Origin of the sequence: Calothrix sp. NIES-2100 (genome assembly GCF_963875285.1) — a bacterium.
Taxonomy (GTDB): domain Bacteria; phylum Cyanobacteriota; class Cyanobacteriia; order Cyanobacteriales; family Nostocaceae; genus Aulosira.
Genome location: NZ_CAWNLA010000001.1, coordinates 8,581,178 through 8,603,140 on the forward strand (window position 1 = coordinate 8,581,178; position 21,963 = coordinate 8,603,140).

Genomic DNA, 21,963 nt, shown 5'->3' on the forward strand with positions numbered 1-21,963 from the left:
TTAAGACTTCAGATAAATTCACAACACCAGATAGCATTCAGTGACTTCTTCATTCAGGATTACCGTGGTGTAGCATTTCTGCTGATTGATGCAACCTTGCTTGGGAACAAATCAGCAGGCAATTATCCCGATCATTGGATTGTTTTTCTAGGCGGACTAGCCATTGACAATACCGCAGAAACTATCAACTTCCAATGCTACTCCTGGGGAAAAACGATTACAGTTTCAAAACAGCAAGATGATTTTGAAGATTATATGTTTGGCGTAGTAACAGGAATTTAATGGCTAGCTTGCTCTACTTCAGGATCGCTCAAAATTATATCTTTTGATGATTTGTAGATTAAATTATGACCAAATCTACTTAGAGGTTGTTTGAAAAGTCGGGAATGTTGTAAAAAAGCTCTCTCAGTATACGCTGTGAATAGATAACAAACAGCACCGAGAGAGTGGTATGAGTAAAGCATACAAGAGCAACCTGAGTTTAGAGCAATATAAATTGATTAGTGACCTAATTCCGGAAGCGAAACCAGGTGGTCGAAAACGTGAAGTCAATATGTGGGAGGTGATTAACGCGATTTTCTACATTTTGGTAGAAGGAGTTAGATGGCGATAAGCCTTCGGCATAGCTTCGCTTACCGCTGCCTGGAGACTTTCCAGCTTGGCAGACGGTCTACACACAATTGGGAACTGGCGTAAAGATGGAACTTGGCTAAAAATTCATGACAGCCTGAGACAATGGGTTCGGATAGAAAATCAACGCCAACAAGCGCCCATCCGAGGCAATAATTCACAGTCAAAGCGTGAAAAGCGCCGCAATGGTCAGCAAGTTAGTTGGTTTTGATGCAGGTAAAAAGACCAAAGGACGTAAGCGATTTATGACCGTCGATACCTTGGGATTAGTGTTGAGGGTTTTAGTCACCGCAGCCAATGTAGCTGAACGAGAAGGAGGAAAACAAGTTCTCAAACGGGTCAAACAGTCTCATCAAAAGATATCTCGTTTGACAACCATCTGGGTAGATGGTGGTTTTGATGGAGAACCTTTTATGCAGTGGGTGATGAATGTTTGCCGTTGGATTGTGCAGGTAGTTTTGCGATCGCAAGAGGCTAAGGGTTTTGTGTTGCTCAAAAAACGTTGGGTTGTAGAGCGAACTTTTGGTTGGCTCATGGGATGTCGCCGATTAGTTCGCGATTATGAGTTATTGCCCGAAACATCCGAGACTTTTATTTATCTTGCAATGATACGTATTATGGTGAGGCGATTGGCATAATTTTTAGCCCTCAAAAACTTTTCAAACAACCTCTCAAACCACTCAAGTCCTACCCAGTAGTTTTTGGTACTAATCCTACAGGTGATAAGCAGGGTGAAGGTGATAGAAGAACTCCAGAAGGAATTTTACAAATCAAAGATTTTTATTCTCATCCACAATGGTCAAAGTTCCTCTAGCTGAATTATCCTAATGCTCAATCTTGGCGAAAGCATTTTCAGGCTAAAGTTAATGGCCAGTTAGCTTGGGATGTTCCTGTTGGAGGTGAGGTGGGTATTCATGGAGTACCAAATGGCGCAGATAAAATGATTGACGATCGCCAAAATTGGACTTTGGGTTGTCCTTCTCTGAAAAATCAAGATGTCGATGAACTATATCAATGGGTACAAGTTGGTACTGTTGTTGAGATTGTTCGTTAAGGATTAATTTCTGTAACAGACCATGCTTTCTGGTCATCTCTGTAGTAAAATATCCGGTTTTGTGGTTCGCCGCGTAATTCTAAATGATCTACTTGTAACGGTTCGAGTAGCAGTAAGCAAAAATTTACTAATGGCCGATCGCGATCGGGTGGGGGTGGGGAAAAAGCAGCTTGTTCATTCTTATTTCTCGGTTTACCAGGATGAGGCCAATTAAATTGTAACCGGGCTGCATCACTCAACTCTTGCCAGGTAGAAATGCGTGCTGATGCTAGATCAGGTTGAGAATCATCACTTTCTACCAAGGTTAAGCCACCATTAATTCGGAATTGCTCTCGTGTCTTGGGGAAGTACCAGCAAACTTCTCCCCAAGGTTGGTGCTGTATCTGCTCAGCTTTTTCACTACGGGAATCAGTAATAAATTTTAGCTGGTTAGTCTCTGGCAAAAAGCCACGAAAAACTATAGTTCGATTAGCAGGTAGACCATTTACCCGTACTGTTGCTAGTTGCAAGTAACGGGCATAAGGTAGAGTGCGATTTTGATGGAGGGCTTGAGCGATCGCACTTCGCCAAGGAGCAAGAGACATGATGCTGTAAAAGGGAAACAATATTATACATTATGGATTGATGTTGCACTTTGTACAGTTGTTAAGTAAGCGCAAGTTGTGCTTTTTGACAATCTTTCATCCTAAATTTACTTGGTCTATAGTCTTAATCTGTCAGCACGCAACAAGACTGGATTTATGGTTCGAGAGCTTGAAAGAAAACGCCAGAGTGCAAAGTTCCCAGAAACTGCCCCCGCAGCTAATCCTGTGTTTTTCAGAACTTATAGCCGTCGCAGTCCGGCGGGTTTAAGAGAAACTTGGGATGAAGTTTGCGATCGCACTCTTCAAGGTTTAGTAGAACTGGGGAAACTCAGCCGGGAAGAAGCTGCAATTTTAGACAAAATGCAGCGTAACATGAAAGCCCTACCCAGTGGTCGCTGGTTATGGGTTGGTGGTGTGTGATTCGTTGAGTCGAAACTGGCTACAGGAAACGCTTTTCAGCACAATCCTTAGCCTTGGGATGACTCGCTAGGTTCTTAGAAATCCGTTACAAATACCCAAGCGGATAACCGAATAAGTTATGTACGGATAACCGAACCTTGATAACTGTATAACCTTATAGGTGATGTGATAAACCATCACAAAGTCCTATCCTCCAAGCGTGGGAGTGAAAGCATTTCCCCTACCTAGCGACTGGTTATCAAAGGGTAAAGCGGGGAAAAACGCTGGTAACACCAAACCATGAGGTGAATCCCAGCAAGCAAGAGTGCATGGACAACGAAAGTGAAGCTACGTTTGAACAGTCGTAACCCAGTAAGTAGCGAAAAGAATGGTTGATACGCTGCGGTCAAAAGACACTGAGGCATATAGGAACCCGAAAGTACCGCCATTAAAGGTCACGCTTTCCTGTCTCCGGCTGAGTAGTACCGTCCTAAACACTCAAACAAAAGGTTATACGGAACGAAGTAATCCTGTCTGTGGCTCTCTAAGAGGTCGATATTAGAGTAGGAACCAATCCGCAAGCCCTAACAGGAAGAGATGGAATCAGAAGCAAATGCCTACCTGTAATGGGTATGGATACGCCGACAGATTCCCGATGATTTGGAAGATAGAGTGTCAACAAAGCAATGAAGATGACTAAAACACGGGAAAATCCGATGGTGGTATGGACACAAGTGAACTGGCGGAAGCTAGAACGCACGGTGTACAAGTTGCAAAAGAGAATCTATCAAGCCTCTCAAAGGGGAGATGTCAAAGCAGTGCGTAAATTGCAAAAGACTCTTCTAAATTCCTGGTCTGCCAAAATGCTTGCCGTCCGGAAAGTGACACAAGATAACCAAGGAAAGAACACTGCGGGAATAGATGGGAAAAAGGCTCTCACGCCTAACGCCCGACTTGAACTAGTAAAAACACTAGAACTAAACCACAAATCTACCCCCACCCGCAGAGTATGGATTCCCAAGCCTGGGAAAACAGAAAAAAGACCCTTGGGGATACCCACAATCGCAGAACGGGCAAAACAAGCACTGGTGAAATTAGCCTTGGAACCCGAATGGGAAGCCAAGTTTGAGCCTAATAGCTATGGATTCCGACCTGGTAGAAGCTGTATGGATGCTATTGAGGGTATCAAAGTAGCAATCAAGCAAAAGAGCAAATATGTTCTAGATGCCGATATTGCAAAATGTTTTGACAAAATTGACCATAAAAAACTATTGAATAAAATCAATACGTTTCCAAAACTTCGCAGACAGATTAAAGCATGGCTTAAATCTGGTTTTCATGATGGCGGAGTATGGTTTCCAACTGATGAAGGAACCCCTCAAGGTGGTGTGATTTCGCCACTATTAGCAAACATCGCATTACACGGGATGGAAAAGATTGTCAAGGAATTTGCCCGAACTCTTCCAGGGAAAAAGAACAACAACGAGAAGGAAATCACCTTAGTCAGATATGCCGATGATTTTGTCATCCTACATCCCAAGCTGGATGTAATTATGAGCGCTAAAGCACTGATTGAGGAATTCCTTAATGATACTGGTTTAGAACTTAGACCAGAAAAAACTCGCATCACTCACACCCTGGAATATATGGGTGAAGAAACCCCTGGTTTTGACTTCCTTGGCTTTAATATCCGTCAGTACCCAGTAGGAAAGTACGCAACAGGCAAAAACCCACACGGTAAACCGCTAGGATACAAGACATACATTAAGCCAAGTAAAGAGGCTGTTAAAGCTCACTATCGAAGGTTAGCTAATGAAATTGACAAGCTAAAATCTTGTCAATCTCAAATCGAGCTAATCAAGCGACTAAACCCAATCATCACTGGATGGAACAACTATTACTCTAAAGTAAACAGTGCTGAAATCTTTCAAGAGCTTGACAACTTATTGACACTGAAGCTAATTGCTTGGACTAAGGCTAGACATCTTCACAAATCTACAAAACGGTGGACTAGGAAGTATTTCGGCTCCAAGGACGGGTCAAACTGGATATTCCGCGCCATTACTGAAGGTAAAACTCTCTATCTTACTTACCACGGTGATTTTCATATCCAGAAATTTGTCAAAGTCAAGGGAGAAGTCAGCCCCTACAACGGCGATTTCATCTACTGGGCTACCCGCATGGGCAAAAGTGTCGAATTACCTACTAGAGTCTCCAAACTGCTGAAAAAGCAGAATGGAAAATGCACTGAATGCAATATGTACTTCAGAGATGGAGATGTAATGGAAGTAGACCATGTTATTCCCCGTTCCAAAGGAGGGAAAGACAGCTACGACAATTACCAACTATTGCATAGACACTGCCATGACATCAAAACCAAACGAGACGGTACTCATGACAAGAGCCAAATCATTGAGGAGCCGTGTGATGCGAAAGTATCACGCACGGTTCTGAAGCCGAGTCACATTGGCGACAATGTGGCTTAGGGTAATACCGATTGGATAGCCAAGCCAAAAAACTTTTCTGGGGCTTACAATTGCACTTCTACCAACCTACAAGACTGGAAAGCCTTTGGGTTGATGATGGACTTAGCAATGATGGGCTGTGGTACTGGAACCATCATCGAACCAAGATATATTAATCAACTACCTCCAATCCGCAATCGCCTCAATGTCACAGTGCAGGGTGAAATTGGTAATACTCCTAAAGAACAGCGTCGTGAGTATACGGAAATCTCTATACAGGATAATCAAGTTACTATCTCTGTTGGCGATAGCCGTGAAGGTTGGGTGAAATCTTATCAAACCTTATTAGAAATCTCCACAGATGAGAGATTTAGTGGGGAAGTTCAAGTATTCGTTGATATTAGTGATGTTCGTCAAGCCGGAGAAACTTTAAAAGGTTTTGGAGGGGTTGCAAATCCGGTAAAATTGCCCATACTTTACCAAAATTGTGCATCTATCCTAAATAAAGCTGTAGGAAGGCAATTAAATTCTGTTGAATGCTGTCTATTAATCGATCAAGCAGCGGTAACAATTGTTGCAGGTAATATAAGAAGAAGTGCGGGTATGCGTCAGTTCAGGGCTGACGATCAATTAGGAGCTACTGCCAAGGATAATTTATGGCAGCAAGATGCAGAAGGTAACTGGCGAATTGATCCAGAACGTGATGCTCTCCGGATGGCAAACCATACAAGAGTTTTTCATCGCAAGCCGACATTAGAAGAATCTATTGATGCTGTTCGCAAACAGTATTACAGCGGTGAGGGTGCTATTCAATGGGCTGGTGAAGCAGTAGCTAGAGCTAACATTGATTTGCTACCAACATCGGCATTAAAAGTTGATTTCTTGAAAGCTTATGAACAAGGAACAGCAAAAGATTGGTTGCAAGAACACCATGCAAATCTTGATGCTGATGAACTAGAACATCGCTTAGCTCGATTTGGTCTAAACCCGTGTGGTAAGTAATTTTGCCTCACGTTAAACACCGGGGAAATTCGGTGAACCCTGCGATTGGGAATACCGAGGTAATCAGAGGAATTAAATCATCTTTGACACCGTACAGACTAGAGAGTGAACCTTATTACAATTCAAGATTTAAGATGAATTTTAAATTGTAACAAGAATATAATCTGGGTTTTACCCCCGTTCTTGGGAACGGCTCCACGAGTCTCCGGCTACTAATATTACTTCCTATATTTAGTAGAAAATATAGTCGGATCTACGAGGAATAAAGAACTCGTAGAACTAGAGGATAAAAAGCTTCTAGGGTAACAAAAATGGAAATTATTGGCAGCAACTTCCACTGTAATTTGTCAGAAGTTCACCTGAATCAACTTGACCCCGATAACTACAAAGAACAAGAGGAAGCTTTCACTGCTGGGGCACTTTCTGTAGCCGCGCTTTTAAATCATAAATTCCTCGAACCTCGCTATCAAAAAAGCCGCGAGTTAGACCCAATTGTCGGGGTTTCTTTCACTGGCTTATTTGATTTCTTTGTCCATGCTTTTGGTGTGGATTGGTTGCGTTGGTGGGAAGCAGGAAGACCTGCTACTGAACAAGGATTGGCATTTAAACGTCAAGAAGAGAAATATCTGAGTTTCTGGAAAGATATTGTACACCGAGTAGTTTGGGAATATTGCGATCGCCATCATCTCAAACGTCCCAATCGCTGTACAACTGTCCAACCTAGTGGCACTAAGGCACTATTAACAGGTGCTAGTTCTGGCTGGCATCCTCCCAAAGCCCAACGATTTATTCGCCGGATTACTTTCCGGAAAAATGACCCAGTAGCTTTAGCTTGTATTGACTATGGCTACAACGTCATTCCTTCTCAATCTGACAAAGATGAAAAGGGAAATTTACTTCACGATCCCTTTGATTCTCGTGTTAGTGAATGGTTAGTAGAAATCCCGGTTGCTGTACCTTGGGCTGATTTACCAGGAGCCGATCAAATTGATGTTTCTAAGTTCTCTGCTTTAGCTCAATTAGATTTTGTTCTCCAAGTTCAGCGACATTATGTCACCCATAACACTTCTGCAACTTTAGAACTACGTTCTGAAGAAGTGGAAGTTCTTGGACAGCGCATTTACGAAGCCATAAAAAATGATGAAGGATATATTTCCGCAGCGCTTTTAGCTCGGTTCGATGATTTGCAATCATTCCCACGTTTGCCCTTTGAACCAATAGATAAGCTCACCTATGAGCGGTTAACTGAAGAAGTAAAAACACGACGAAAAACAGATGATTTCTGTGCAGCTTTAAGTCGCTATGATTTAGGTGAATTGGCTGAAGCTGGCCCCTCTGGTTGTGACTCTGATAAATGCATGTTCCCTGAACAGCAACCAACCTCATAAAGCAACATGAACAGTAACTGAGGAAGAGGGAAATTTATTTCGTAGACTCATAAGCAGTGGTTGGAAAATAAATTTCACCACTGCTTTTTATAAAATCCTGTTGGCATAAAACAGAAAATTTCTTTCGTCTGAAAGCTAATATAACTGTTGTCCCATCGGCACAGCCGATTAATTTTCATGATTACCCTCTACAAAACACCGCCTGCATGGAATTTACCAAGTCTTAGCCCACCCTGTATGAAGCTGGAAACGTAGTTACGTATGGCTAAGCTCCCTTATAAAATTGATACAAACATTAATTTAGCAACAGCCCCAAAAGGCAAAATACCATTCATCGAATATCAAGGGAAACTAATTAGTGATTCCACTTTAATTATTGAAATGCTGAAACAAAAAGAAGGTATCGACCTTGATGAAGGGTTGTCACCTTCTGAGCGAGCGATATCCCTTGCTTTCCGTCGGATGCTCAAAGAAAACATTTACTGGGGTATTGGTGATATTCGCTTCAATGTTGCAGAAAATTGGCAAATTTATCGAGAAATGTTAGCTAATTTCTTACCTATGATACCCGCAGCCGAATTACAGCCAATTCTAGAAAGTATCCGTGATAATTTTTGCTCTCAGATGTATGGTCATGGTATGGGTCGTCATAGCCGTGAGGAAATATTTCTGATTACCAGCGCGGATTTTCAAGCACTCTCAGATTTCCTTGCTGACAAACCATTTTTTATGGGAGATAAACCCACAACTGTAGATGCAACTTTGTATGCTTATGTCGGTAATACCATTAAGCCACCATTCCAAAGTCCTATTATTGACTATGTTCTTCAATTGTCCAATCTCTGCCAGCATTATGAGCGAATGACGCAGCTATTTTTTAGCGATGGTGAAATTACTTATTAGTAACCGTCATCAATTGCGTACAGATGTATGAAAATGGGCATGGGGCATTTGTCAATAGTCAGCTGTCATTTCTCCTCTGCCCACTTGCTACTTGTTCAGTAGTGTGTATACTTTGCCACCAGTGACCTGAGATTGATTTTCACGTTACGATTAATAAACAAGTGATAATTTTTTAAAGCATCACGAGGAGATTCTAAATGTTCATTGATGAATTGTCACCAATTTTTAAAGAATTTACTCAACATCCAGTCTCATTTTTGGGAGGATTTGTTTCGGGTGTGCTGCGACTCAATCTTGCAGACGATCCTGTAAAAAGCTGGCTGGATAAACAAACAGGCTCAACCAGTTATACCTCTAGTGCTACTGAGGCTCATAATGGTAAAGCTGCTGGCCCTCAACAAATTGCCATTGATTGACAAACATCTGATTTACAACTGCTGATACCAATTCTATGTGAGGTGGCAATGCATCTTCATCCCGAATTGGTATCACAGTCTGACGCTTAAATCTTTGAGAGTTCTTGAGCGATCGCCTGTGATTAGCTCAGGAATGATCTTCGGTACAATCACAAGGGAGAAGATTGCGATCGCCACATCTGCGTTAGTGTGAATTTGCGATCGCCATTTATTGCTATTAAGGGTAATTAAATATTTTCTACTTCTAGCTAGAATAATCTATAAATATTTATATTTGTAAATTTTTGTAACTTATAAAACAAAATCAGTAAAAATACCAGACTGATAAGAGTTGCTGATTTTATGCTATTAGGGTTTGTAAAATCTCATACTTTGAAAAATATTATGATCAGTTATTATATGAGCGTATGAGTAAGTTCAGCCACATGGCACATAAAGTTGTAGACCATGTCACAATCTCAGCTGGCCACTCTACAACATTCGCCATCGGTGAATCAGAGGCATATATCTGTTTTTAGCTGAACTCATCGCTCCTTGTTGAAACTTACGTGACCCACATGACTATTTACGTTGGAAATCTCTCCTACCGCGCTACCGAAGCGGACTTAAAAGAAGTATTTGCAGATTATGGCGAAGTTAAAAGGGTAGTTTTACCTACCGACCGCGAAACAGGCAAGATGCGGGGCTTTGCATTTGTTGAGATGAATGAAGATGCCCAAGAAGATGCCGCTATCACAGAATTAGATGGGGCAGAATGGATGGGGCGTCAACTCAAAGTCAATAAAGCTAAACCAAGAGAAGATAACCGACGAGACGATAACCGACGAGGTAGCTGGGCGAAAAAACAAGAAATATAAAAAACGCGAAATATGATTATAGCAAATTGTTATCTAGTTCTGCAAGACATTAGTCGCCGTGATTTACTAGTAACAATTCAGCATCAAATAACTCACCAATAAGGGGGCGGGAGAGCCTCACCCTTCAAGGATACTGCTGGCGAATGGTAGGTCTCTTCCCGCAATACCCACACAAACAGTTTTCTGGCAGTTTTTTGGCATACCCGACATATCGTCGGCTCTGTTGAAGCCAGGAAGGCAGTTCCCATCACAAATGGAGGAAACCCGCAGCGCACTGGCTGGGCTATGGCTACAGAGTTTTTCGTGGACTAAAGAATTCAGCCCACGCCGTAAAGCTTTGTGCAATTAGCCGCACTTAACTATAGTGACAGTGGAATATTAGGATAATGGGGGGTTATTTTGAGCGATTATAGTTACCCTTTGGGCAGAGCTTCTCTTCTCACTCGGGGAGACGCGCAAGGGACTAGAGGCTGCGCCCTAAGCGAAGCTATGCCGTAGGCTTTACGCTTACTGCGCAGCGTCTTTGACAGGAGAAGGAATCGCTCTGAGCCGGAAAAAATTTGAATTAGCTGAATCGAACTGCCTAGTCGCTATTTTCAAGACAGTCAATCACGGTAAAATCCCACAACAAACGGTTGAAAATCTTATTTCCCAGCCAACAGTCAACACTTCGGCTTCTGGTGCGTCCGCTACGCGCTAAGCGAATCTATGCCGCAGGCTTTACGCTCAGTGACCACAGTCAAAAGTCAAAAGTCAGTACTATTTTCAACGCAGCCTCGAGAGACTGACCAGCGATAAACAATTGATTTCTTTAGTTTATCTAAAAACACATCTGGATTATCAAATTACCTTTCTAAGATAGAGGCAGAGACTAGTGGTTTGGCAACCCAATTTTGATGGATTGCGACTCTCACAAAGAGAAGTCTGAGCGCCGGCGGGCGACACTTCATAGGGAGACGTTGACGCGAACGAGACGCTAAGTGAACGACGAACAGAACTTCGGGAGAAGGGGAGACAGTTTAAAGCGGAGAATGTTTCACCCAGATGGAGTTAGCTTGCCAGACTACTAGATAAATTGCCATAAACGGTATCAGCCGAACCAACACACATTCCTAGGGAGAACAAGACAATGGCTCAAGCACCTGAATCGTTAGATTTATCTAACAAATACACTGGAGATAAGACTTTAAATAGAGATTGTACAACCTTATCCCGTCACGTCCTCCAACAATGTCAAAGTTTTTCCGCCCAGGCGCAGGATTTGAGTGCGCTGATGAATCGGATTGGTTTAGCGGGAAAACTGATTGCACGTCACCTCAGCCGTGCGGGATTAATGGAAGGTGTTTTGGGATTCACTGGCGACATTAACGTCCAGGGTGAATCCGTTAAAAAGATGGATGTTTATGCCAATGATGTATTTATAGCTGTTTTTGAGCAAAGTGGCTTAGTTTGCCGCTTAGCTTCTGAAGAAATGGACAAACCCTATTACATCCCGGAGAACTGTCCAATTGGCCGCTATACCTTGCTGTATGACCCAATTGATGGCTCATCAAATACCGATACCAATCTCAGCTTAGGTTCGATTTTTTCCATTCGCCAGCAGGAAGGTGATGATATCGATGGCAAAGCTGTTGACCTACTGACAAATGGACGCAAGCAACTGGCCGCCGGATACATACTCTATGGCCCCAGCACAATGCTGGTCTATACTATAGGTAAGGGCGTTCACTCATTTACCCTTGATCCCAGCTTAGGTGAGTTTATTCTCACAGAAGAAAATATCAAAATTCCCAATCACGGCTCGGTGTATAGCGTCAACGAAGGGAATTTTTGGCAATGGGAAGAATCTATTCGGGAATACATCCGCTATGTCCATCGGACAGAAGGCTACACAGCTCGCTATAGTGGGGCAATGGTAAGCGACATCCACAGAATTTTGGTTCAAGGTGGAGTGTTTCTCTATCCTGGCACAATTCAAAAACCAGAAGGCAAATTGCGTCTGCTTTATGAAACTGCTCCTTTAGCCTTTTTGATTGAGCAAGCAGGAGGTCGTGCTACCACAGGATTGGTAGATATCCTGGACGTAGTACCGAAGAAGCTGCATCAACGTACACCTCTAATTATTGGTAGCAGAGAGGATGTAGCCAAGGTGGAGTCTTTTATTCAAAACGGTCACTAGTTTAAGAAGGCAGAAGGCAGAAGGTAGAAGGCAGAAGGAAATAAAGACTGTAAAGTAAGCTTTCTTACACTTGAGTAATTATTGCCACCAAGCTGCACCAGTAGGAGCCACAAAAACGGCATAAATGCTTGTACTACCTGTGACAACATGAGTAAACAATAATTACGGCGATTGGGAATGCACAATAGCGCTTTTGCAAGGTGAATTAAACATTATCTCAGCGGGTCGATGCGAGAAGTGATTGGCAACGCCACAATTCAAAAGTCACCATCAAACTTTGATGGGTTTTGCCAACTTCACTGAAAAAATCCTGAACAGGAGTGAAACAAATATAGCTATGGCAACTAATCATCTCTTAGAGATTAAACAATACGGTCAAAGTATCTGGATGGATAATTTGAGCCGTGACATTATTCAATCAGGCGAACTCAAAAATTTGGTTGAAAATCAAGGAATTTGTGGGATTACTTCCAACCCAGCAATTTTTGAAAAAGCGATCGCCGGCAATGTGATTTATGATGCCGATATCGAAGCTGGAGTCCGCGCCGGCTTACCAACATACAAAATTTATGAATCCCTAGCTTTTGCAGATATCCGCAATGCTTGTGATATTTTGCGCCCTGTATATGAAGCCTCGAATAGACTAGATGGTTATGTGAGTATCGAAGTCCCACCAACCATCGCCCACGATACTGAAGCTACAATCAACGAAGCCCGTCGTTATTTCCAAGAAATTGTCCGGGAAAATTTGATGATTAAAATTCCTGGTACAGAAGCTGGGTTACCAGCAGTAGAACAGGTAATAGCTGAAGGAATGAATGTGAATATCACATTGCTGTTCTCTGTAGAAAGCTACATTAATACAGCTTGGGCATATATTCGCGGTTTAGAAAAACGAGTCAGTGAAGGTAAGGACATCAGCAACATAGCTTCCGTAGCTAGCTTCTTCCTCAGCCGGATTGACAGCAACATTGATGGCAAGATTGATGCTAAGTTGAAAAAAGGCGTTGATGATATTGCCATTGAGGCAAAACTGAAAGCGGTGAAAGGAAAACTAGCGATCGCTAATGCTAAGATTGCTTATCAAGAATACAAGAAAATTATTGAGAGCGATCGCTGGCAAGCCTTAGCCGCAAAAGGAGCTCAAGTCCAGCGCTTACTGTGGGCCAGCACTAGCACCAAAGACCCCAACTACAGCGACGTGATGTATGTCGATGAGTTGATTGGCCCAGATACCGTCAATACCCTACCACCAGCCACGATTACCGCTTGTGCAGATCACTGCAATGTCGCTAATCGTGTAGACACAGGCATAGAAGAAGCTTACAACCTGATAGAAAGCCTCAAAGATCCCGACATCAATATCGATATTGATGTCGTGATGGACGAGCTGCTAGTAGAAGGGATTGACAAATTTGTCCAGCCTTTCGAGTCCTTAATGAACTCTTTAGAAGACAAAGTTAAGCTATTGTCACCAGTGTAAAGGCATGGGAAGGACTAGGGACTAGGGACTAGGGACTAGGGGCTAGTAGGGGCTAGGGGCTAGTAGGGACTAGGGAAGGAGGACAAGGGGATTAATGCCCCATGCCCAATGCCCCATGCCCCATGCCCCATGCCCCCATGCCCCATGCCCCATGCCCCATACCCAATGCCCCATGCCCAATCTTTAACCCTCCCATCTTCAATCCAAAACTGTTATGGTCAGTCTGTTAGAAAATCCCTTGCGCGTTGGTCTACAACAACAAGGGATGCCCGAACCCCAAATTATCGTGATCTTTGGCGCTTCTGGTGACCTTACCTGGCGCAAACTAGTACCAGCACTTTACAAATTGCGACGGGAACGGCGCATTCCCCCAGAAACTACCATTGTCGGCGTAGCTCGTCGCGAGTGGAGCCACGAGTACTTCCGCGAGCAAATGCAAAAAGGCATGGAAGAGGCTCATAGTAGTGTCGAATTAGGGGAACTCTGGCAAGACTTCTTACAAGGTCTGTTCTACTGTCCTGGCGACATAGACAAACCGGAAAGCTATCAAAAATTAAAAGACTTATTGAGCGAATTAGACGAGAAACGGGGCACAAGGGGCAACAGAATGTTCTACCTTTCTGTGGCTCCTAACTTCTTCCCTGAAGCCATTAAGCAATTAGGGGGAGCAGGAATGCTAGACGACCCCTACAAGCACCGTCTGGTAATTGAAAAGCCCTTTGGTAGAGACTTAGCTTCTGCCCAAAGCCTCAACAAAGTCGTGCAGAAATTCTGCAAAGAAAACCAAGTTTATCGCATTGACCACTACTTAGGTAAAGAAACCGTTCAGAACTTATTGGTATTTCGCTTTGCCAATGCGATTTTTGAACCTTTGTGGAATCGTCAGTTTGTTGACCACGTCCAAATTACCGTGGCAGAAACCGTAGGAGTTGAAGACCGCGCTGGGTACTACGAAAAAGCCGGGGCGCTACGGGATATGTTGCAGAACCACCTGATGCAACTGTATTGTTTGACCGCAATGGAAGCACCAAACTCAATGGATGCCGACAGTATTCGCACGGAAAAGGTGAAGGTGCTGCAAGCTACTAAATTGGCAAATGTAAATAATTTGTCACGTTCCTCTGTACGCGGTCAATACAGCGCTGGTTGGATGAAAGGAGAACCAGTACCTGGGTATCATCAAGAACCAGGGGTTGATCCCAACTCAACAACACCTACTTATGTAGCAATGAAGTTCTTGGTGGATAACTGGCGCTGGCAAGGTGTGCCATTCTACCTGCGAACCGGCAAGCGGATGCCCAAAAAAGTCAGTGAGATTTCCATCCATTTCCGCGATGTTCCGTCTCGGATGTTCCCATCTGCTGCACAACAAAGGAATGCCAACATTTTAGCGATGCGGATTCAACCAAACGAAGGCATATCCCTGCGTTTTGATGTCAAAATGCCTGGGGCAGAATTCCGCACCCGTTCCGTGGACATGGACTTTAGCTATGGTTCCTTTGGTATCCAAGCTACTTCTGATGCCTACGATCGCCTATTCCTCGATTGTATGATGGGCGACCAAACATTGTTCACCAGGGCAGATGAAGTAGAAGCAGCTTGGCAGGTAGTCACACCAGCCCTTTCAGTTTGGGATGCACCCGCAGATCCCGCTACCATTCCCCAGTACGAAGCCGGTACATGGGAACCAGCAGAAGCAGAACTCTTGATTAATCAGGATGGTCGTCGCTGGCGCAGACTGTAAGTATCAGTCATTAGTCATTAGTCATTAGTCATTAGTAAAAATCTCAATGACAAATGACCAAGGACAAATGACCAAGGACAAATGACAAAAACCAAAATTGACTATGACTCAAGCTCCTACGATTTTCTCACTGCAAGCACCAAAGGATATTTCGCTGACAGAAATAGAAGCGGAACTGAATCAAATTTGGCAAAGTTATGGTATTGCTGGGGATGATGGTGCGCTACCAGCAGCCACTCGCGCCACTACTTTTACCTTAGTGGTTTATGAACCAGAAGAAACTCAGTATCTTTTGGCGACTTTAGGGTTTTACAATGGCCCAATTGACGGCATTTTAGGGCCACAAACAGACGCAGCACTGCGAGAAGTGCAGCGCAAATTTCAACTACCAGAAACTGGAACCGCAACCCCAGAAACCCTGGCTATCTTGCGGGAACAATTTGCCAAAGGTCAGCGTAACGGGTCTATTGGAGACAGTTCTATTTCCTATAGTGGAGATGGGGCTAGTCCCCGGATTGCTGATGAGATTGCTATCCGTAACCCGTGCCGGATTATTGCGCTGTGTCCGATTGTTGGTGAAGATGAAGGGGTGAAAGCGCAAGTTTCTGCCTATTGCCCGATTCAAAAGCAATCTTCAAGTACACTCATTTGCTGTGAATACATCACTCTGTCTGGAACTACCAGCGCCTTGGAACGGATAGGGGGAATGATCCCAGCTTTGTTGATTGGTGGTTTACCCAAGTTTCTGTGGTGGAAAGCAACACCAGACCCCAACAACCCTTTATTTAAGCGACTGGCAGCAGTATGTAACAATGTTATCGTAGATTCTTGCAATTTCAACAAGCCAGAAACCGATCTACTCAGCTTACAAGAGTTGGTAGAAAATGGTATACCTTTAGCTGATTTGAACTGGCGACGCTTGGCTGCATGGCAAGAATTGACAGCTCAAGCTTACGATTCACCGGAGCGTTGTGCGGCGCTGAAAGAAATTGACCGAGTTAACATTGATTACGAAAAAGGCAACCCCTCACAAGCTTTGCTGTTTTTAGGTTGGTTGGCAAGTCGATTGCAATGGCAGCCAATTGCCTATGCAAAAGAAAGCGGAGACTATGATATTGCTAAAATTCGCTTTGTTACCCAGGATCAAAGGCAAGTCGAAGCGGAAGTAGCAGGTGTTCCAGTTGCTGATGCGGGTGAAGTGGCAGGTGATTTAATTGCTCTACGCCTAAGTTCTACCAATCCCAAAGCCGACTGCGGTACAGTGATTTGTTCGGAAACTGGCGGTTGTATGCGCATGGAAACCCACGGTGGTGCGCAGTCCGCAGGTTTGTTTCAACAAGTCAGTTCACTTTCGGAACAAAAGGCAGAAGTGTTGATGAGTCAGCAGGTGCAGCGTTGGGGTCATGAGACTCTGTTTGAAGACAGTCTGGTACTAACAGCGCAATTATTAAAGTTAGGAGAAAAGAGTTAGTTCAGTCTAAAAATCAAATACTGCGATCGCCTCCAGATTTTAAGATATTTTTATCTCAAGTCTGGAGGCATTTATCTAAATTTTCTATTTGCGTTTGTGCAACAATTTTATTTCCTAGTCTTTGTCTAGTTGCGATCGCATTTTTAATTAAAATCTATTTTTATGGCTTTAGTAATTGCTGGAGAGCGTAGTGGGGTGGGCAAGACAACGGTGACGCTCACTCTTTTAGCATCGTTATGTCGCCGCGCGATCGCTGTACAATCTTTTAAGGTCGGCCCGGACTATATCGATCCGATGTTTCATCACCACGTTACTGGTCTTGCTTGTCGGAATTTAGACCCAGTCCTGACTTCACAAGCTTATGTTCAGCATTGCTTTACCACACATAGTCAAAAAAGTCAATATGCTCTCATCGAAGGAGTCATGGGGCTTTTTGATGGGATATCGTCGTTTGCAAATGACAAAGGACAAATGACAAATGACCAAAAACAAATAACTGATTTTGCTAGTACAGCACATATCGCCCGATTACTAAATTTACCTGTGGTGTTGGTAATAGATTGTAGTCGTTTGTCGGGTTCTGTGGCGGCGATCGCATATGGTTATTGCTCGTTTGATCCCAATATTAAAATAGCTGGTTTAGTCCTTAATCGCGTCGGGAGCGATCGCCACCTTTCTTTACTCAAAAACTCCCTAGAACCATTAAAATTACCCATTCTCGGCGTGCTGCGGCGTCAGGATAATATCTCAATTCCCGATCGCCATTTGGGTTTAGTACCGACAGCCGAACTTCCCGAACTGGATGCTGTCATCAATCGCCTTGCTGACTTAGGTGATAGTTGTTTTGACTGGGAACGCTTGTTACCACTGTTGCAGAGTGGGGATGAGGGGATGTGGTTCGACTTCTCTGCGAGACGCTACGCGAACGCTCACCAACCGGGGGACAAGGGGGACAAGGGGGATAAACAAGAGTCTAGTAGCTGTGTAGTGAGAGTTGCGGTAGCACGCGATCGCGCTTTTAATTTTTACTATCAAGATAATTTGGATTTATTGCAACAACTGGGTGCAGAACTGGTTTTTTGGAGTCCTCTAGCTGATAGTGAATTACCAGAAAATGTCCAAGGAATATATTTTGGTGGTGGTTTTCCGGAAGTTTTCGCCCAGCAATTATCAGAAAATATTAGCCTTCGTAAAGCTGTGAAAACTGCAATTTTGCAAGGAATACCCACAATTGCTGAATGTGGCGGATTGATGTATTTGTGTGAACAAATTATTGATTTTGCTGGGGAATCTTGGCCGATGCTAGGAGTATTACCCACATCTAGCCAAATGGGAGGACGCTTAACTTTAGGTTATCGTCGCGCAGTTGCTTTACAAGATAGTCTGCTAATAAATTCAGGTACAACTGTTTATGGACATGAATTTCATCGTTCGCAGTTAATATCAGCACCCAATCAACCGTTGTTTGCAACTTACCGTTACGATTGTGAGGAAAATATGGGATTTGAAGGCTGGGCTTTACCTGCAAATATTCACGCCTCTTATGTTCATTTGCACTGGGGCGCAAGTGTAGAGATCCCACAGCAGTTTGTTAAGAAATGTTTGGAATTTAAAACAGACTCATAGACATGGGAACGCACAAAAATAATCAATGACTAATGACTAATGACTAATGACTAATGACTATTATCCACATTAATATTTTCATTCAGTTTGCGAATGAGACGCGATAATTCACGAATAATATTAACTGCAATTTCGGGAGTTTCTTCAATAGCGTCATAAAGTTGCTCTTGTGTCAGTTCCAAACAATCACAAGGTTCCAAAGTCGTTGCGGAAGCAGAACGGGGTTGGGTGTCAAAAACCGCCATTTCGCCAAAGTACTTTCCCTTATCTACTTCTGCTAACTTTTTATCGCCGATGTGGACTTTCACACGACCAGACACAACAATATAGAGCGATCGCCCTTCTTCTCCTTGTCTAAAGATGGCATGATGAGCCGGAAATGACAGCTCGTTCATCACAGAAGCCAGCCGCACGATAAAATCATCCCGCAATTCCTTAAAAATGGGGACTCGCCGCACAAACAATAAACGGTCAACGCTGCTTAGCATGATTGCAAGTTAAAAATCAAACATCATTTTAGGTCATCTTTCACAATTAAATCGTAGGATAGCACCTGCGAAACAAAGGACAATCATTATATAGCTGTGATTTAGCAAAAAGGTGGCTACCAAGGAATGTGTAGGAAATGGTGCTTAAAACTATTAATAGTATTCCTCGGTCTGTGGCTACTCTTAGAACTAAGTTCGCGTTTAGGAGTAGAGATTTTCTGGTTTGTGGAAGTCGGCTATTTGCAAGTATTTCTGCTGCGACTGGTGACGAAGGGCGGATTATGGGTAGTTGTGGTAGGGATAAGTGCTGCTTATCTACTGGTCAATCTGCACTTAGCACAAAGGTGGAAGTATCCCCAGTTTCTGAAAATTGCGCAAGTTAGACAAGAGGAAGCAGTACTTAGTAGTGAACTAAAAAACTATCTCAGTCCTCGGTATCCGATCGGCGATCGCACTCAGTCACCGAATACAGGGCGCTTGTTATCTTTAAAATTGCGTTGGCTGCTACCTCTAGCTTTAGGATTGAGCTTGTTGGTAGGCTTATTACTGGCTCACTACGCCGAAACGATCTGGTCTTACTGGTCTTTTGATGTTAACAAGGTGAGTATACCTGTTAACGCCATGTTCCAACTAGAGACCATCTGGGAGTTAGTCAGGAAAATAATTTCTCAAAGCTGGTATCTCGGTTTAGTTGCGGTCATAGCGATCGCTATTTTAATTTATCCGCGATTTTTACTCGCAGTGATCGCGCTTGTGTTCAGTGTCTTATTTGCGCTGATATTCTACCAAAATTGGGCAAAGGTGCTGCAATATTTCCATCCCACTCCCTTCAACATCACAGAACCGCTATTTAGTCAAGATATCAGCTTTTATATATTTTCCTTACCAGTTTGGGAACTCCTAGAACTCTGGTTGCTGGGATTATGTTTGTATGGTTTTATCGCCGTTACTCTCACCTATCTACTATCGGCAGACAGTCTAAGTCAAGGGATTTTTCCGGGGTTTTCCCCACCACAGCAGCGTCATTTATCTGGGTTGGGTGGTGGATTAATGTTGATGGTGGCTGTGAGTTATTGGCTAGATCGTTATGAATTGGTGTATTCAGAGCGTGGAGTCAGTTATGGTGCTAGTTATACCGATGTTATGGCACAGTTACCAGCTGACAATGTTTTGTGGGTACTGGCGTTAGCGATCGCTTTTTACTTGTTTTGGCGCACGATTTTCTGGAAACCTCAATCCCAACATCGGCGATTTGTATTTTATGGATTAGGAATTTATCTGCTGTTAGCGGTAGTAGGTGATTTTCTCCTACCCACAGCTGTGCAATATTTAATCGTTGAGCCGAATGAATTGCAACGAGAGCAGCCCTACATTCAGCGTACTATTGCCTTGACACGGCGAGCATTCGATTTAGAAGCGATCGATGCGAGAACATTCAACCCCCAAGGTCAATTAACTGAAGCTGATATCAAAGCCAATGATCTAACAATTCGTAATATTCGCCTTTGGGATCAGCGACCATTATTAGAAACTAACCGTCAGTTGCAGCAAATTCGACCATACTATCGCTTTCCTGATGCTGATATTGACCGCTACACTCTGCAAACAGACACAGAACTACCTGCTGCACCAGCAAATCCTCAGCAAAAACCCGTAGAAAATACAGAACAACGGCAAGTACTAATTGCAGCGCGGGAGTTAGATTACAGTGCAGTACCACAGGAGGCGCAGACCTGGGTGAATCGTCATTTAATTTATACTCACGGTTTTGGTTTTACCGTTAGCCCGGTCAATACAGTGGGACAGGGTGGATTACCTGAGTATTTTGTCAAAGATATTAGTGGTGATAGTAGTGCCCTGACTACCTCCAGCGACGCCATTCGGCAAAGTATTCCCATTGGTCAACCGAGAATTTATTACGGTGAAATTACTAATAATTATGTAATTACTGGCACAAAAGTTAGAGAACTAGACTATCCCAGTGGTAGTGATAATGTTTACAACAGTTATGATGGACAAGGTGGTATTACCATTGGGACTTCTGGGCGGAAGTGGCTATTTGCGATGTATTTGAAAGATTGGCAGATGGCGCTGACGCGGGACTTTTTACCAGAGACAAAAGTTTTGTTGCGGCGAAATGTCAAGCAAAGAATTCGCGCGATCGCACCTTTTTTACGCTATGACAGCGATCCTTATTTAGTTGTCGCCAATGCCAATCTTGACAATCCTAATCAAGACTTCTCCAACAATCAAAATTACCTTTACTGGATTGTTGATGCCTACACCACAAGCGATCGCTATCCCTACTCAGACACAGGTAGCGATGGTATTAACTACATTCGCAATTCCGTAAAAGTCGTCATTGATGCTTACAACGGCACTGTTAACTTTTACATTGCCGATGCCAACGATCCGATAATTACCACCTGGCAGAATATCTTCCCTCAACTATTTAAACCCCTGAGTGCCTTGCCTGCAACTCTCAAAAGTCATCTCCGCTATCCGGTAGACTTTTTTAAAATTCAATCTGAACGGTTGATGACCTACCACATGACTGATACTCAGGTATTTTACAACCGGGAAGACCAGTGGCAAATCCCTAACGAAATCTATGGTAGTCAAGCCCGTCCGGTAGAGCCGTATTATTTAATTACCAGCCTCCCCAACGTATCCGTTGAAGAATTTATCCTGTTGTTGCCCTACACTCCCAAACAAAGAACTAATTTAATCGCTTGGTTAGCAGCGCGATCGGATAGTAAAAACTACGGTAGGTTGTTATTGTATGTCTTTCCCAAGGAACGCCTAATTTACGGGACAGAGCAAATTGAAGCCAGAATTAACCAAGATCCTGTGATATCTGGGCAAATTTCTCTATGGAATCGCCAAGGTTCCAGAGCCATTCAAGGTAATCTCTTAATTATACCGATAGAAGAATCCCTGCTTTACGTCGAACCAATTTATTTAGAAGCTACACAAAATAAATTACCTACTCTAGTACGGGTAGTCGTCGCTTACGAAAACCGCATTGTCATGGCACAAACCTTAGAACAGGGATTACAAGCCATCTTCCAACCACAAGTGACACCAGCCCCGGCAATTATCCGCCCAGTAGAAGAAACGGGGAGATGAGGGGCAGGGAGGGGAGTGGGGGAAGGGGGGAAGGGGGGAAGGGGGACAAGGGAGATAAATAAGAAATATCCAATGCCCAATGCCCCATGCCCCATGCCCCATGCCCCATGCCCAATATTAATGAAAATTATTGCTTATTAAGGTG

15 protein-coding genes and 4 pseudogenes are annotated in these 21,963 nt (G+C 43.4%); 17 read left to right on the forward strand and 2 right to left on the reverse strand.

What is annotated here, in order from left to right:
- Positions 1–96 precede the first annotated feature (96 nt).
- From AACU32_RS34910 to AACU32_RS34920, 3 genes and pseudogenes are all read left to right on the forward strand, one after another.
- The gene (locus AACU32_RS34910; RefSeq protein ID WP_096606811.1) at positions 97–282 is read left to right on the forward strand and encodes a hypothetical protein; all 186 of its coding nucleotides are present in this window, start codon (positions 97–99) and stop codon (positions 280–282) included.
- Positions 283–451: 169 nt separating this feature from the next.
- Positions 452–1,268: pseudogene (locus AACU32_RS34915) on the forward strand (IS5 family transposase).
- Between the two features lie 176 nt (positions 1,269–1,444).
- Positions 1,445–1,684, forward strand: a complete 240-nt coding sequence (locus tag AACU32_RS34920) for a L,D-transpeptidase (RefSeq protein WP_339378728.1) — start codon at positions 1,445–1,447, stop codon at positions 1,682–1,684.
- Here the strand turns inward: AACU32_RS34920 and AACU32_RS34925 are convergent.
- The gene (locus AACU32_RS34925) at positions 1,681–2,268 is read right to left on the reverse strand and encodes an Npun_F5749 family FMN-dependent PPOX-type flavoprotein (protein WP_096606813.1); all 588 of its coding nucleotides are present in this window, start codon (positions 2,266–2,268) and stop codon (positions 1,681–1,683) included. The two genes, AACU32_RS34920 and AACU32_RS34925, sit on opposite strands and share 4 nt — an antisense overlap.
- Positions 2,269–2,424: 156 nt before the next feature.
- Between AACU32_RS34925 and AACU32_RS34930 the strand changes: the two are divergent.
- From AACU32_RS34930 to AACU32_RS34990, 13 genes and pseudogenes are all read left to right on the forward strand, one after another.
- Positions 2,425–2,682: pseudogene (locus tag AACU32_RS34930) on the forward strand (ribonucleoside-triphosphate reductase, adenosylcobalamin-dependent); the annotation flags it as partial.
- A 677-nt stretch (positions 2,683–3,359) separates the two neighbouring features.
- A complete protein-coding gene (ltrA, locus tag AACU32_RS34935) occupies positions 3,360–5,153 on the forward strand; it encodes a group II intron reverse transcriptase/maturase (protein ID WP_096608317.1) in 1,794 nt (597 codons plus the stop codon).
- 93 nt (positions 5,154–5,246) lie between these two features.
- Positions 5,247–6,131, forward strand: a pseudogene (locus AACU32_RS34940) (ribonucleoside-triphosphate reductase, adenosylcobalamin-dependent); the annotation flags it as partial.
- A gap of 317 nt (positions 6,132–6,448) precedes the next feature.
- Positions 6,449–7,522, forward strand: a pseudogene (gene nrdJ, locus AACU32_RS34945) (ribonucleoside-triphosphate reductase, adenosylcobalamin-dependent); the annotation flags it as partial.
- Positions 7,523–7,783: 261 nt separating this feature from the next.
- Complete coding sequence (locus AACU32_RS34950; RefSeq protein ID WP_339378542.1) at positions 7,784–8,425, forward strand: glutathione S-transferase family protein; 642 nt, start codon at positions 7,784–7,786, stop codon at positions 8,423–8,425.
- Positions 8,426–8,622: 197 nt separating this feature from the next.
- On the forward strand, positions 8,623–8,841 hold the full coding sequence (locus tag AACU32_RS34955) for a hypothetical protein (protein WP_096606815.1): 219 nt from the start codon (positions 8,623–8,625) through the stop codon (positions 8,839–8,841).
- 37 nt (positions 8,842–8,878) lie between these two features.
- Positions 8,879–9,034: a hypothetical protein gene (locus AACU32_RS34960; protein ID WP_339378543.1), complete on the forward strand. Its 156-nt coding sequence runs from the start codon at positions 8,879–8,881 to the stop codon at positions 9,032–9,034.
- 364 nt (positions 9,035–9,398) lie between these two features.
- On the forward strand, positions 9,399–9,698 hold the full coding sequence (locus AACU32_RS34965) for an RNA recognition motif domain-containing protein (RefSeq protein ID WP_096606817.1): 300 nt from the start codon (positions 9,399–9,401) through the stop codon (positions 9,696–9,698).
- Positions 9,699–10,827: 1,129 nt separating this feature from the next.
- Complete coding sequence (gene fbp / locus AACU32_RS34970; protein ID WP_096606819.1) at positions 10,828–11,877, forward strand: class 1 fructose-bisphosphatase; 1,050 nt, start codon at positions 10,828–10,830, stop codon at positions 11,875–11,877.
- Positions 11,878–12,214: 337 nt separating this feature from the next.
- A complete protein-coding gene (gene tal / locus AACU32_RS34975; protein ID WP_096608318.1) occupies positions 12,215–13,360 on the forward strand; it encodes a transaldolase in 1,146 nt (381 codons plus the stop codon).
- 214 nt (positions 13,361–13,574) lie between these two features.
- On the forward strand, positions 13,575–15,104 hold the full coding sequence (gene zwf, locus AACU32_RS34980) for a glucose-6-phosphate dehydrogenase (RefSeq protein WP_096606821.1): 1,530 nt from the start codon (positions 13,575–13,577) through the stop codon (positions 15,102–15,104).
- 103 nt (positions 15,105–15,207) lie between these two features.
- Positions 15,208–16,575 carry a glucose-6-phosphate dehydrogenase assembly protein OpcA gene (gene opcA / locus AACU32_RS34985; RefSeq protein ID WP_096606823.1) on the forward strand — a complete coding sequence of 456 codons (1,368 nt, stop codon included), beginning with the start codon at positions 15,208–15,210 and terminating at the stop codon, positions 16,573–16,575.
- Positions 16,576–16,737: 162 nt separating this feature from the next.
- Complete coding sequence (locus tag AACU32_RS34990) at positions 16,738–18,201, forward strand: cobyrinate a,c-diamide synthase (protein WP_096606825.1); 1,464 nt, start codon at positions 16,738–16,740, stop codon at positions 18,199–18,201.
- Between the two features lie 50 nt (positions 18,202–18,251).
- Here AACU32_RS34990 and AACU32_RS34995 read toward each other — a convergent pair whose 3' ends face one another.
- A complete protein-coding gene (locus AACU32_RS34995; protein WP_096606827.1) occupies positions 18,252–18,689 on the reverse strand; it encodes a cyclic nucleotide-binding domain-containing protein in 438 nt (145 codons plus the stop codon).
- Between the two features lie 126 nt (positions 18,690–18,815).
- On the opposite strand from AACU32_RS34995, the gene AACU32_RS35000 reads away from it, so the two are divergent.
- Positions 18,816–21,818, forward strand: a complete 3,003-nt coding sequence (locus AACU32_RS35000) for a UPF0182 family protein (protein ID WP_096606829.1) — start codon at positions 18,816–18,818, stop codon at positions 21,816–21,818.
- Positions 21,819–21,963 lie beyond the last annotated feature (145 nt).

Bases quoted from the DNA above. Each gene is read 5' to 3' on its own strand.
- AACU32_RS34925 (WP_096606813.1), bottom strand. From the start codon at position 2,268: ATGTCTCTTGCTCCTTGGCGAAGTGCGATCGCTCAAGCCCTCCATCAA.
- ltrA (WP_096608317.1), top strand. From the start codon at position 3,360: ATGACTAAAACACGGGAAAATCCGATGGTGGTATGGACACAAGTGAAC.
- AACU32_RS34950 (WP_339378542.1), top strand. From the start codon at position 7,784: ATGGCTAAGCTCCCTTATAAAATTGATACAAACATTAATTTAGCAACA.
- AACU32_RS34955 (WP_096606815.1), top strand. From the start codon at position 8,623: ATGTTCATTGATGAATTGTCACCAATTTTTAAAGAATTTACTCAACAT.
- AACU32_RS34965 (WP_096606817.1), top strand. From the start codon at position 9,399: ATGACTATTTACGTTGGAAATCTCTCCTACCGCGCTACCGAAGCGGAC.
- fbp (WP_096606819.1), top strand. From the start codon at position 10,828: ATGGCTCAAGCACCTGAATCGTTAGATTTATCTAACAAATACACTGGA.
- tal (WP_096608318.1), top strand. From the start codon at position 12,215: ATGGCAACTAATCATCTCTTAGAGATTAAACAATACGGTCAAAGTATC.
- zwf (WP_096606821.1), top strand. From the start codon at position 13,575: ATGGTCAGTCTGTTAGAAAATCCCTTGCGCGTTGGTCTACAACAACAA.
- opcA (WP_096606823.1), top strand. From the start codon at position 15,208: ATGACTCAAGCTCCTACGATTTTCTCACTGCAAGCACCAAAGGATATT.
- AACU32_RS34990 (WP_096606825.1), top strand. From the start codon at position 16,738: ATGGCTTTAGTAATTGCTGGAGAGCGTAGTGGGGTGGGCAAGACAACG.
- AACU32_RS34995 (WP_096606827.1), bottom strand. From the start codon at position 18,689: ATGCTAAGCAGCGTTGACCGTTTATTGTTTGTGCGGCGAGTCCCCATT.
- AACU32_RS35000 (WP_096606829.1), top strand. From the start codon at position 18,816: ATGTGTAGGAAATGGTGCTTAAAACTATTAATAGTATTCCTCGGTCTG.